The organism is Shigella dysenteriae (assembly GCF_022354085.1).
Classification (GTDB): domain Bacteria; phylum Pseudomonadota; class Gammaproteobacteria; order Enterobacterales; family Enterobacteriaceae; genus Escherichia; species Escherichia coli.
The window spans coordinates 537,607-549,743 of the sequence record NZ_CP055055.1 but is presented as its reverse complement, the minus strand read 5'-3'; the positions used below and the strand labels follow the sequence as shown (position 1 = coordinate 549,743).

The following is a 12,137-nucleotide window of genomic DNA, read 5'->3' as shown; positions in this document are numbered from 1 at the left end:
TGGATGATGGCCGCCATGTGGCGGCCTGAATTATTTTTTGTTCTGATCGCGCAGCATCGCTTCACGTAAAATTGCGTTCAGGCGAGTTTGATAGCCTTTACCAGGTCGCTTCAGCCATTCCATCACATCAGCATCAATACGCACCGAAGCCTGGGTTTTCAATGGCCGATAAAACTTACCGCGTTCTGCGTTAGACCATTGCTCATCGCTGGAAGGCGGGATATCACTGTAATCAATATCTTCGTCGAATTTATTCGCCAGCGCCTTCAGTTCGGCCTCATGCTGCACATCGAGTGTAGAGGAGGTCCCTCGTTTATGTTTAACCATGCTCATAGCGACTCCGTTCGTTGTGGATCATCAAACACCAACACCGCATCTTCAAAGCGGATGCCATGTTTCACCCAATTACTTTTGGCCTTGTTTGCATCCCATTCAAACTCCATTGGCATAGTTGCCATCCCTAATTGTATATACAAAAATGTATCTACAATTATTCTGCAATTATAGCGTTGATGTTGGAAATAGCATCACGTTTTGGATAATCAACCATGAAATTGACAATGAGTAAGTTGGACTTGATTCATCCAATAGAATTTCTCGCCTGACATGGCACACTAAGCGCCTCGCTGTCGTTAAGGGATTACCGTGAAAAACTATAAAGTTATTACCCCGCTTTTTCCTACCTATGCACAGGTTAAAGCTATGATGAAAGCCGTCTCAGGCTATTCCCTGAAAGCGGTACGCAATATGATTACCGCCATTCACGAGCAAACCGGTACGCCGCAAAAACCCGTTGACTGGTCGGAACCCGACCTGTGGATCAGCGAGCGCTTAACGGGTGAAGATGCCGACATCGCCCGTCGTATTTGGGATACCGATAATCACATATTGAACCCGCGCCACAGCTACGGCTGCTACTTATTCCTCAACTATCCCCAGTTTGAGCTGATGGAAAGCACACCAGATGATACCTGGCAGCCCACCTCACGCGGGCAAAAATTCCTGCAAGATGACGAAAAAACGCTGCGTTCACTGGACGACCAGGAAGGCATTCTGCAACTGCTTGAGCTGCTGGCTGGCCGGGAAATGTCGCGCCGCGCCGATTTATTACCGGAATGGCAGGCCTTTTTGCATCAGCATTCGAAATTCGCGTCAGCAAGTTCAGTGAAAAGCACGCTCTACTCCCGTCTCTATAACCTTATCGACCGTGACATGGTTAACCGTGAAGGCATGAGCTATCGCATCACCGATACCGGGCGCGCCTGGCTTGGAAAAGCGTTGCCAGCACGAAAAAGCGATCCGCGTAAAGAGCTGCTGGAAGCGGTGAAACGCTACAACGAGCAGCAAAAAGAGCTGCTGCGCGAACAAATCAGCACAATGAACCCGTACAAATTTGAACAACTGGTCGGTCAATTACTGGAAGCAATGGGCTACGAGCAGGTCGAAGTGACCAAAGCCTCAGGCGATAAAGGTGTGGACGTGATTGGTCAGGTGCAGGTCGGCATCACCACTATTACCGAAGTGGTGCAGGTCAAAAGAATGCAGAACACCATCACTCGACCGTATATCGACCAGTTGCGCGGAGCGTTGCCTTACCACAAGGCCATTCGCGGTACGCTCATCACCACCGGGAAATTTGCGGCGAAATGCGCAGAAGCTGCGCTCTTTCCGGGGGCCGCGCCCATTACGCTTATCGACGGCGATCGCTTACTGGAACTGTTAATCGAAAATAACGTCGGCATTCGCCGCAGCAATGCAGTGGAATTACTGGATGTGGATTTGCAGTTGTTTGATGAGCTGGAGATGGATTAAAGGGCGAAATCTGCCGCCTCTACCATTACAATAGCGACCTAATTTATCTGAACAGAGTTCATCATGGCCAAAGCACCAACTAAAAAAGCCAAAGCAAAGAAAGGCTTTGAAGAAACATTATGGGATACAGCAAACCAGCTTCGCGGTAGCGTTGAGTCCTCCGAATACAAGCACGTGGTGTTGAGCCTCGTATTCCTGAAATTCATCAGCGATAAGTTTGAAGCACGCCGCAAAAAAATGATTGCCGATGGGCAAGCAGACTTCCTTGAGATGGAAGTGTTCTACCAGCAGGACAACATTTTCTACCTGCCGGAAGAGGCGCGCTGGTCGTTTATCAAACAAAATGCCAAACAGGACGATATTGCGGTCCGAATTGACACCGCCCTCTCGACCATTGAGAAACGTAACCCAACCCTGAAAGGCGCGCTGCCAGACAACTACTTCAGCCGTCAGAATCTGGAAACCAAAAAACTGGCGTCACTGATTGATACCATCGACAACATCGAAACGCTGGCACACGAAACTGACGTTGAAACGTTATCGAAAGAAGACCTGGTCGGACGCGTTTACGAATACTTCCTCGGTAAGTTTGCCGCAACTGAAGGCAAAGGCGGGGGTGAGTTCTACACGCCCAAATGTGTGGTTACGCTGTTAACTGAAATGCTCGAACCCTTTCAGGGCAAAATTTATGACCCGTGCTGCGGCTCGGCAGGGATGTTCGTGCAGTCGGTGAAGTTTGTCGAAAGCCATCAGGGTAAAAGCCGTGATATCGCGCTGTATGGTCAGGAACTGACAGCCACGACGTATAAACTGGCAAAAATGAACCTCGCCATTCGCGGTCTTTCAGCTAACCTCGGCGAACGACCGGCAGACACCTTCTTTAGCGACCAGCACCCGGACCTGAAAGCCGACTACATTCTGGCGAACCCGCCCTTCAACCTGAAAGACTGGCGTAATGAAGCCGAATTAACCAAAGACCCACGTTTTGCTGGGTATCGTATGCCGCCAACCGGTAACGCCAACTACGGCTGGATTTTGCATATGCTCTCCAAGCTGTCGGCTAACGGCACAGCAGGTTTTGTGCTGGCAAACGGTTCGATGAGTTCTAACACCAGCGGTGAAGGCGAGATCCGTGCGCAGATGATCGAAAATGATCTGATCGACTGCATGATCGCCCTACCTGGTCAGTTGTTTTACACCACGCAGATCCCGGTGTGTTTATGGTTTATGACCAAATCGAAGGCTGCCGACCCGGCCAAAGGTTATCGTGATCGTCAGGGCGAGACGCTGTTTATTGATGCGCGTAACCTCGGCACCATGATTAGCCGCACAACTAAAGAGTTAACGGCGGAAGATATTGCCACAATCGCCGATACCTACCATGCCTGGCGCAGCACGCCGGAAGAACTGGCTGCACGGATTGCGCGTGGTGACAGCAAGCGGGAAAAATATGAAGACCAGGCAGGCTTTTGCAAAGTTGCGACCCTGCAAGATATTAAAGATAACGACTACGTACTGACACCGGGCCGCTATGTAGGTGCAGCCGAGCAGGAAGAAGACGGCGTGGCATTTGAGACCAAAATGCGTGAATTGTCGAAGACGTTGTTTGAGCAGATGAAGCAGGCGGAAGAACTGGATCGTGCGATTCGCCAGAATCTGGAGGCGCTAGGTTATGGGGAGTAATTATATAGAAATGCGCCTTGAAGATTGTATGGACGCTATTATTGATTACAGGGGTAAAACCCCAAAAAAAGTTGATAACGGCATCCCCTTAATCACGGCAAAAATAATTAAAAATGGCAGAATTCAAGAAGTAAATGAATTTATTGCTATTAATGATTATGATGACTGGATGGTTCGTGGGTTACCATTGGAAGGTGACGTAGTGCTAACTACAGAGGCACCACTAGGTGAAGTAGCACAATTAGATGCACGCAAAGTAGCATTGGCTCAGAGAGTTATTACTCTAAGGGGTAAAAAAGGAATCCTAGAAAATGATTACCTTTTATATCTATTGCAGTCTTCTTTTGTCCAAAACCAGCTGGATGGAAGAGCCTCCGGAAGCACTGTTACAGGTATTAAACAGTCTGAACTTCGAGAAATAATACTAAGACTGCCTCCAGTCTCTTTACAAAAATCAATTTCTCATCAATTAAAGTGTCTTGATAAAAAAATTGATTTAAATAATAAAATTAATAAAACCCTAGAACAAATGTCCCAAACCTTGTTCAAATCCTGGTTTGTGGATTTTGATCCGGTGATTGATAACGCTCTGGATGCGGGAAACCCCATCCCGGAGGCTCTGCAATCTCGTGCCGAGTTGCGTCAAAAAGTACGTAATAGTACAGATTTTAAACCGCTTCCGGCGGAAATCCGCTCGCTTTTCCCAAGTGAATTTGAAGAAACAGAGTTAGGTTGGGTGCCAAAGGACTGGTTAATAACATCTTTCAATGATTTGATAGAATTAATTGGTGGTGGTACTCCTAAAACAATAGTAGAAGAATACTGGAATGGAGACATTCCGTGGTTCTCAGTTGTCGACGCACCTAACGAATCCGACGTATATGTATTATCCACAGAGAAAAGTATTACCGCTGAAGGACTAAAAAATTCCTCTGCAAAACTATTAAGAAAAGGAACAACAATAATTAGTGCCAGAGGAACTGTCGGAAAATGTGCAATGGTTGCAGTTCCGATGGCAATGAATCAGTCTTGCTATGGTGTTATTGGTAAAAATAAAATCTCGGATGAATATGTGTATTTTCAATTAAAAAATGTTGTTCAGACGCTTCAACAGATGGGGCACGGGTCCGTTTTTAATACAATAACAAGAGATACTATTAAAAATATTAAAGTTCCATTTTGCAATGAGGAATTAACGAATACATATTCTACCTATGTTAAAAAGTATTTTTCCAAAATACTTAACAATAATTATCAAAATATTGCTTTGACGAAACTCCGAGACACCCTGCTCCCCAAACTCATCTCCGGCGAGCTATCCGTGGAGGAGCTCCCGGATCTAATCCAAAAAACCGAAGCTGCATAACGCATTTTGCCCCTGTAAAATCAGGGGCTTTCTGGTAAGGTTTTCTACTGATACGGGAATGCTTACCAGAAATTAGCCAGGGTTGGAGCGCGATATGAGTCTCTCTTTCAGTGAAGCAAAATTAGAACAAGCGATCATTGAACTGCTACAGGATCAGGGATATCAACACCTGATCGGCGATAATGTCCCACGTTCGAGTCTCGATCAGGTCATTATCGAAGACGATCTCCGTCATTATTTAGCGGCACGCTACCAGCCTGATGGCATTACTGAAGAAGAGATTCAGCGACTGATCAAACAGTTCACCACGCTTCCGGCCTCCGACCTTTATGAAAGCAACAAAACATTTTGTCGCTGGCTGGCAAATGGTTTTCTGTTCAAACGCGACGATCGGCAACAAAAAGATCTCTATATTGAATTGCTCGACACCCGGCATCTACCTGCCGCACTGCGCCAGATATTTGACGCCGAAGATGTCCCGTTGCAACAGGCGGCGGAACTCCCGCCTTCCTATATGAATCCGCCGCTTAACCGGATTAAGATTGTTAACCAGCTTAAAATCTCCGGCAAAGATAATCAGACTCGTATTCCTGACGGCATTCTCTATATCAATGGTCTGCCATTGGTCGTCTTTGAATTTAAAAGTGCGGTGCGCGAGCAGGAAGCCAGTATTGGCGATGCCTGGAAGCAGCTCTGTAAACGCTATCGCCGGGATATTCCGCAACTGTTTATCTACAACACGCTCTGCATTATTAGCGATGGCGTAAATAACCGGATGGGCAACCTGTTTGCGCCCTATGAATACTTTTACTCATGGCGCAAAGTCACCGGTAATGAAAACCGTGAACAGGACGGAATTCCATCATTGCACTCAATGATTCAGGGGCTGTTTCATCCGGTACGTCTGCTGGATGTGATTAAAAACTTTATCTGCTTCCCGGATAAAGCCAAGCACGAAGTAAAAATTTGCTGCCGATATCCGCAGTACTATGCCGCCCGCAAACTCTATTACAGCATCAAGCAAGCGCGTAAACCTTTCGGTAGCGGTAAAGGCGGCACCTACTTTGGCGCAACGGGCTGTGGCAAAAGTTACACCATGCAATTTTTAACGCGTCTTTTGATGAAGAGCGTGGAGTTTGCCAGCCCGACCATTGTTTTGATCACCGACCGCACCGATCTGGACGATCAGCTTTCTGCGCAAATGTGCAACGCCAAAAATTACATTGGCGACGACACCATCGTTCCTGTTACCAGCCGTGAAGATTTGCGTAATCAACTGGCGGGACGCAATAGTGGCGGTGTATTCCTGACAACGATCCATAAATTCACCGAAGACACCGAACTCCTTTCTGAACGCAGCAATATCATTTGCATCTCGGACGAAGCACATCGCAGCCAGGTTAACCTCGACCAGAAAGTCATCGTCGATAAAGAAAGCGGAAAAGTGCGCAAAACGTATGGCTTTGCGAAATACCTGCACGATTCACTGCCAAACGCCACCTATGTTGGCTTTACCGGCACACCGATTGACGCGACGCTCGATGTCTTCGGTGAGGTGATCGACAGTTACACCATGACCGAATCCGTTCAGGATGAAATCACTGTACGCATCGTGTACGAAGGCCGTGCGGCTAAAGTGATCCTGGACTCCAGCAAACTGGAAGAAGTCGAAAAGTATTACGAAGAGTGCGCAAACGCAGGCACCAATGAGTGGCAAATCGACGAAAGCAAAAAAGCCACCGCAACCATGAATGCGGTACTGGGTGATGAAGATCGGTTAAAAGCCCTCGCGGAAGATTTTGCCAAACATTATGAAAAACGCGTAGCCGAAGGTTCCACCGTAAAAGGCAAAGCCATGTTTGTTTGTGCCAGCCGTGAAATTGCCTGGGATTTCTACCGTCAGCTTAAAGCTATTCGCCCTGCCTGGTTTGAAGTGAAGCAAGCACCCGATGGCGTCGTCCTGACGGAACAGGAACAAAAAGAGTTACCGCCTTCTGAAATGGTGAAGATGGTCATGACGCGCGGTAAAGATGACGACGAGGCGCTTTATGATTTACTGGGCACAAAAGAATATCGTAAAGAGCTGGATAAGCAGTTCAAAAACGCTAAATCGAATTTCAAAATTGCCATTGTTGTTGATATGTGGCTGACCGGTTTCGACGTCCCGGAACTGGATACCATCTATATTGATAAACCCTTACAAAAACATAATCTTATCCAGACCATTTCTCGCGTTAACCGTAAACTGGAAGGCAAAAGTAAAGGGTTAGTGGTGGACTACATCGGCATTAAAAGTCAGATGAACCAGGCACTGGCAATGTATTCCCGCATTGATGCCACCAACTTTGAAGATATTCAGCAATCGGTAATAGAAGTTAAAAACCATCTCGATTTGTTGGGGCAAGTCTTTTACGAATTTGACAGTCGGGATTATTTTAGTGGTGAGTCACAAGCGCAATTATCCTGCCTCAACCGCGCGGCGGAATTTGTTCTGCGTACCCAGAAAGTTGAACGTCGTTTTATGGGACTGGTTAAACGCATGAAAGCCGCCTACGATGTCTGCTGCGGCAGCGAAGCATTATCACAGACAGAACGTGACTATATTCACTATTATCTTGCTGTTCGTTCAATTGTTTTCAAACTGACGAAAGGCGACGCACCGGATGTTACCCAGATGAATGCACGCGTTCGTGAAATGATTGCAGAAGCGTTAAAAGCTGATGGCGTAGAAGAAATTTATTTTCTTGGCGATAAAAAAGCGGAATCCATCGATATTTTTGACGAAGATTATCTGGCGCGAATTAACAAGATCAAACTTCCGGCAACGAAGATCCAGTTATTACAAAAATTACTGGAAAAAGCGATCAGCGACTTCAAGAAAGTGAACCAGTTGCAAGGGATTAACTTCACCCGCCGCTTCCAGGCGATTATAGATCGTTATAATGAGCGGCGAGAAGATGATGTACTCAACGGTGAAGAATTCGATACATTCAGTCAGGAAATGACCGATATTATCTATGATATTAAAACCGAAATGGGCACCTGGGCCGATTTAGGCATTGATATTGAAGAAAAAGCCTTTTTCGACATTCTTGCTCATATGCGCGATAAATATCAGTTCACCTATGACGATGAAAAAATGCTGTCACTGGCAAAAGAGATGAAAAGTGTGGTTGACAACACATCGAAATATCCTGACTGGAGTAAACGCGATGATATTAAAGCGAAACTGAAAGTTGAACTTATTCTGCTTCTACACAAGCATAAGTTCCCGCCAGTAGCGAATGATGATGTTTATATGGGTGTGCTGGCACAGGCAGAGAATTTTAAAGAACATCATATGAGTGCTTTAAATTAATTATGAAGGCCGGATACACTTTGTTATCCGGCCATTCTGAATTAACGTTAATTTCTCTTCCAGATCTTTCCAGTAACGCTTCTATTATTTTCTATTTTTAGCTGGACTTTCCCTGTATTTACTGATGATATATCCAGGTATTTAGCGCGGTGCGGATGTGCGCCAACACACCCGCACCGCTCATCACAATCCCTATTTCACGAGAATAGTAATCATGACTGACACGCATTCTATTGCACAACCGTTCGAAGCAGAAGTCTCCCCGGCAAATAACCGTCAATTAACCGTGAGTTATGCGAGCCGCTACCCGGATTACAGCCGTATTCCCGCCATCACCCTGAAAGGTCAGTGGCTGGAAGCCGCCGGTTTTGCCACTGGCACGGCGGTAGATGTCAAAGTGATGGAAGGCTGTATTGTCCTCACCGCCCAACCACCCGCCATCGAAGAGAGCGAACTGATGCAGTCGCTGCGAAAGGTGTGCAAGCTATCGGTGCGTAAACAAAAGCAGGTGCAGGAATTTATTGGGGTGATTAGTAGCAAAACGCCACGCTAAGTTTCTCTCCCCTTCCCCACACGGGAAGGGGAATTTTCCCCCTCACTCCACATCCTCCCTGCGTAACCCAATATCCCTCAACCGCTCATCACTCATCTGCTGTAACACTCGTCGGGTCTGCATTTGCCGCCGCCAACGCCTCATCGCCTGCCAGAGTTGCACAAGTCTGATAAACGGCGTTTTGGCTTTGTTTTCGTAAAATTCCATCTGCTGCCTCCTCATCTTTCAGAGGCTTCATCATCCGCCTTCTGGCAGTTCACAATACAGATGCAAATATTAGTTTTATTTAACATACAGACAGGTTAAAACAGCATCTGCATCCGGTTTTTTAGCCTCATCTGTACCGGTTTCTCTCTCTGTATGGTCCAAATAAGGAATACAGCATGACGCGTTATCAACATCTGGCGACTCTACTTGCTGAGCGGATTGAGCAAGGGCTGTATCGTCACGGGGAGAAATTGCCGTCGGTGCGCAGCTTAAGTCAGGAGCACGGCGTCAGTATCAGCACCGTGCAGCAGGCGTACCAGACGCTGGAGACGATGAAGCTCATCACTCCGCAGCCGCGTTCGGGTTATTTTGTCGCACAACGGAAAGCCCAACCGCCAGTGCCACCAATGACGCGTCCGGTGCAGCGCCCGGTGGAAATTACCCAGTGGGATCAGGTGCTGGATATGCTGGAGGCGCATAGCGACAGTTCCATTGTTCCGTTAAGCAAAAGCACGCCGGATGTCGAAACGCCCAGCCTGAAACCGCTGTGGCGGGAGCTAAGCCGGGTGGTACAGCATAATCTGCAAACCGTTCTCGGTTATGACTTGCTAGCCGGTCAGCGGGTATTGCGAGAGCAGATTGCCCGCCTGATGCTCGACAGCGGCTCGGTGGTCACCGCCGATGACATCATCATCACCAGCGGCTGCCATAACTCGATGTCGATGGCGTTAATGGCGGTGTGTAAACCGGGCGATATTGTCGCGGTCGAATCCCCCTGTTATTACGGTTCAATGCAGATGCTGCGCGGCATGGGCGTGAAAGTGATTGAAATCCCAACCGATCCAGAAACAGGCATCAGCGTTGAAGCGCTGGAACTGGCGCTGGAACAGTGGCCGATTAAAGGCATCATTCTGGTGCCAAACTGTAATAATCCGCTGGGATTTATTATGCCGGACGCGCGCAAACGGGCCGTTCTCTCTCTCGCTCAGCGTCATGATATTGTGATTTTTGAAGATGATGTCTACGGCGAACTGGCAACGGAGTATCCGCGCCCGCGGACCATTCATTCATGGGATATCGACGGGCGAGTGCTGTTGTGCAGCTCGTTCAGTAAAAGTATTGCTCCAGGCCTGCGCGTGGGTTGGGTCGCACCGGGACGTTATCACGATAAACTGCTGCATATGAAATATGCCATCAGCAGCTTTAATGTACCGTCTACGCAAATGGCGGCGGCGACGTTTGTGCTGGAAGGTCACTATCATCGCCATATCCGGCGGATGCGGCAGATCTATCAGCGCAATTTGGCGCTTTATACCTGCTGGATACGGGAATATTTTCCCTGCGAAATCTGTATTACGCGCCCGAAAGGCGGATTTTTACTGTGGATAGAATTGCCTGAACAGGTCGATATGGTTTGCGTTGCGCGGCAGCTATACTGCATGAAAATCCAGGTGGCGGCAGGCTCGATTTTCTCAGCTTCCGGCAAATACCGTAATTGTCTGCGCATCAACTGTGCTTTGCCACTCAGCGAAACTTATCGCGAAGCGCTGAAGCAAATTGGCGAGGCCGTGTATCGGGCAATGGAATAATTTCGAATTAGTGGCGAGGCCCCTGATTTCCTCTCACGAATCGCCTGTGACTCGTTTTATCTTTGCAGGGGCATCGCCACGTTCCAGCATGGCTTAGGCAAAGTGTGCTTTGTTCATACCGGATGCGGCGTGAACGCCTTATCCGGCTTACAAATCGCGCAAATTCAATAGATTGCAGAGGTAATGTAGGTCTGATAAGCGTAGCACATCAGGCAGCTTTGCGTTTGTCATCAGTCTCTGATTAGTACTCGATCCATGGATCGCGCTTGCTTTCAGGCAAGGGTTGCTCTAATGCCTGCATTTGCTCTGCCGAAAGTCCAGTATATCGTTGTATCCATTCAGGATCCGCACCGTTCTGCAAAAGCAATCTAAGGAGGCGTTGTTCCCCTTCTTCTTTCCCCTTTTCCATCCCTAACAGCCATCCATCATTATGAATTCGCTCTGCAATCGTCATTATTCGCTCCCTGTGTTGAGGCATTCGACTGGTTAGTTCACTGATAAACTCATTAAAACGCTCTTCATCGCCAGTCAGTAAAATGTAATTTAACAGCGCAGTTATCTGGCTGTCATTAGCACACTCTGTAACCAGTAATACTACCAGTTGATCGATAAGCCCCATCAGATCGCGCTGGCGAATATGCTTTTGGATCAACTCCAACAGGGCGACTCTGCGGTGCTGCACAATCTCGTCGTCTGGCACGACAGTGACATCCACCAGCGGGAACGCGGCATTATAAAGTTTCCGTGCGGTAGTCGGGTCGGCAAATTCGTCCAGCCAGCACAGGGACCAGGGGTAAGGACTACGGCTACCGTGATAAAACAGCATCGGGATGACCAGCGGTAGCTGCCGGCGTTTATCATGCTCGATATGGCGCTGCATCACCGCCATGGAATATCGCATCAGGCGAAACGCCATATGAATATCCTCGCGGCTCTGATGTTCAATCACCACATAGATATAACCATCGCCTTCGCGGGTCTTTACCGACCACAGAATATCGGAATGTAGCGCCCGCAATTTTTCATCGACAAAGCTGGCGGATTCCAGTTTTAAGCTGTCGAGATCGCACAGTTCACGTAAATCTTTGGGTAAGTGGATCTCCATAAAATCCCGCGCGGTGTCAGGGTGAGTGAGAAAGGATTTAAATAATGCGTCATGCGGCGTGCTGGTTGTGAAGTTTGTCATGGCGATCCGTCACCTGTTGATAAGATGGCCCGACTTTAGCGACTAACAAAACCATTCTCACCCGGCAATTTCCCGTTCCCCGAGGCGCTTTCCAGCGCTATTTTTATTCTTCTGCAAACGATACATTTTTCCGGAAACAGGCTCGCGTTTTACATTTCCTGTACCCGGCAGATATTCCCCTTTCCACCGCGCTCTTTTGATTAACCGCAAATTTTAATTACACTTAAGGTGTATATTTTCTATGCAACCCATCAATTAAAGAGGTGTAATGTGCTGATGACTATTTGTAATCGTTATACATTCTGACCTGGAGTCAGAAGGTATTTCTCTGTCTGTGTGTTCACAGGCAGTGTGGTTGATTACATGAAATTCAGTACATTTGT

10 protein-coding genes and 1 pseudogene are annotated in these 12,137 nt (G+C 47.6%); 6 read left to right on the top strand and 5 right to left on the bottom strand.

From position 1 onward, the window contains the following. Window positions 1–30 precede the first annotated feature (30 nt). Both HUZ68_RS02615 and HUZ68_RS02610 read right to left on the bottom strand, forming a co-directional pair. Window positions 31–333 (bottom strand): BrnA antitoxin family protein, encoded by a 303-nt coding sequence (locus tag HUZ68_RS02615; protein ID WP_096840005.1) that lies wholly within the window; start codon window positions 331–333, stop codon window positions 31–33. Between the two features lie 14 nt (window positions 334–347). Beyond that, a pseudogene (locus tag HUZ68_RS02610) lies at window positions 348–449 on the bottom strand (BrnT family toxin); the annotation flags it as partial. A 196-nt stretch (window positions 450–645) separates the two neighbouring features. Between HUZ68_RS02610 and HUZ68_RS02605 the strand changes: the two are divergent. From HUZ68_RS02605 to symE, 5 genes are all read left to right on the top strand, one after another. Then, window positions 646–1,812, top strand: a complete 1,167-nt coding sequence (locus tag HUZ68_RS02605) for a restriction endonuclease (protein ID WP_000800829.1) — start codon at window positions 646–648, stop codon at window positions 1,810–1,812. 63 nt (window positions 1,813–1,875) lie between these two features. Next, complete coding sequence (locus HUZ68_RS02600) at window positions 1,876–3,495, top strand: type I restriction-modification system subunit M (protein ID WP_096840004.1); 1,620 nt, start codon at window positions 1,876–1,878, stop codon at window positions 3,493–3,495. Next, window positions 3,485–4,861 carry a restriction endonuclease subunit S gene (locus HUZ68_RS02595; RefSeq protein ID WP_096840003.1) on the top strand — a complete coding sequence of 459 codons (1,377 nt, stop codon included), beginning with the start codon at window positions 3,485–3,487 and terminating at the stop codon, window positions 4,859–4,861. Before HUZ68_RS02600 ends, HUZ68_RS02595 begins: the two co-directional genes overlap by 11 nt. A gap of 94 nt (window positions 4,862–4,955) precedes the next feature. Beyond that, the gene (locus tag HUZ68_RS02590; RefSeq protein WP_096840002.1) at window positions 4,956–8,219 is read left to right on the top strand and encodes a type I restriction endonuclease subunit R; all 3,264 of its coding nucleotides are present in this window, start codon (window positions 4,956–4,958) and stop codon (window positions 8,217–8,219) included. 214 nt (window positions 8,220–8,433) lie between these two features. Further along, the gene (gene symE / locus HUZ68_RS02585) at window positions 8,434–8,772 is read left to right on the top strand and encodes an endoribonuclease SymE (protein ID WP_001672350.1); all 339 of its coding nucleotides are present in this window, start codon (window positions 8,434–8,436) and stop codon (window positions 8,770–8,772) included. Window positions 8,773–8,814: 42 nt separating this feature from the next. Here the strand turns inward: symE and HUZ68_RS25095 are convergent, their stop codons facing one another. Both HUZ68_RS25095 and HUZ68_RS25090 read right to left on the bottom strand, forming a co-directional pair. After that, window positions 8,815–8,895 (bottom strand): YjiS-like domain-containing protein, encoded by an 81-nt coding sequence (locus HUZ68_RS25095; RefSeq protein WP_087890150.1) that lies wholly within the window; start codon window positions 8,893–8,895, stop codon window positions 8,815–8,817. Further along, window positions 8,861–9,013 carry a cytoplasmic protein gene (locus HUZ68_RS25090; RefSeq protein ID WP_231238713.1) on the bottom strand — a complete coding sequence of 51 codons (153 nt, stop codon included), beginning with the start codon at window positions 9,011–9,013 and terminating at the stop codon, window positions 8,861–8,863. Before HUZ68_RS25090 ends, HUZ68_RS25095 begins: the two co-directional genes overlap by 35 nt. A 142-nt stretch (window positions 9,014–9,155) precedes the next feature. Between HUZ68_RS25090 and HUZ68_RS02575 the strand changes: the two genes are divergently transcribed. Next, window positions 9,156–10,568 (top strand): aminotransferase-like domain-containing protein, encoded by a 1,413-nt coding sequence (locus HUZ68_RS02575; RefSeq protein WP_001672349.1) that lies wholly within the window; start codon window positions 9,156–9,158, stop codon window positions 10,566–10,568. A 241-nt stretch (window positions 10,569–10,809) separates the two neighbouring features. Here the strand turns inward: HUZ68_RS02575 and HUZ68_RS02570 are convergent, their stop codons facing one another. Next, on the bottom strand, window positions 10,810–11,754 hold the full coding sequence (locus HUZ68_RS02570; RefSeq protein ID WP_239594023.1) for an Rpn family recombination-promoting nuclease/putative transposase: 945 nt from the start codon (window positions 11,752–11,754) through the stop codon (window positions 10,810–10,812). Window positions 11,755–12,137: the final 383 nt, after the last annotated feature.

Coding starts and splice junctions, on each gene's coding strand:
- HUZ68_RS02615 (WP_096840005.1), bottom strand. CDS start 333: ATGAGCATGGTTAAACATAAACGAGGGACCTCCTCTACACTCGATGTG.
- HUZ68_RS02600 (WP_096840004.1), top strand. CDS start 1,876: ATGGCCAAAGCACCAACTAAAAAAGCCAAAGCAAAGAAAGGCTTTGAA.
- HUZ68_RS02595 (WP_096840003.1), top strand. CDS start 3,485: ATGGGGAGTAATTATATAGAAATGCGCCTTGAAGATTGTATGGACGCT.
- HUZ68_RS02590 (WP_096840002.1), top strand. CDS start 4,956: ATGAGTCTCTCTTTCAGTGAAGCAAAATTAGAACAAGCGATCATTGAA.
- symE (WP_001672350.1), top strand. CDS start 8,434: ATGACTGACACGCATTCTATTGCACAACCGTTCGAAGCAGAAGTCTCC.
- HUZ68_RS25095 (WP_087890150.1), bottom strand. CDS start 8,895: ATGCAGACCCGACGAGTGTTACAGCAGATGAGTGATGAGCGGTTGAGG.
- HUZ68_RS25090 (WP_231238713.1), bottom strand. CDS start 9,013: ATGATGAAGCCTCTGAAAGATGAGGAGGCAGCAGATGGAATTTTACGA.
- HUZ68_RS02575 (WP_001672349.1), top strand. CDS start 9,156: ATGACGCGTTATCAACATCTGGCGACTCTACTTGCTGAGCGGATTGAG.
- HUZ68_RS02570 (WP_239594023.1), bottom strand. CDS start 11,754: ATGACAAACTTCACAACCAGCACGCCGCATGACGCATTATTTAAATCC.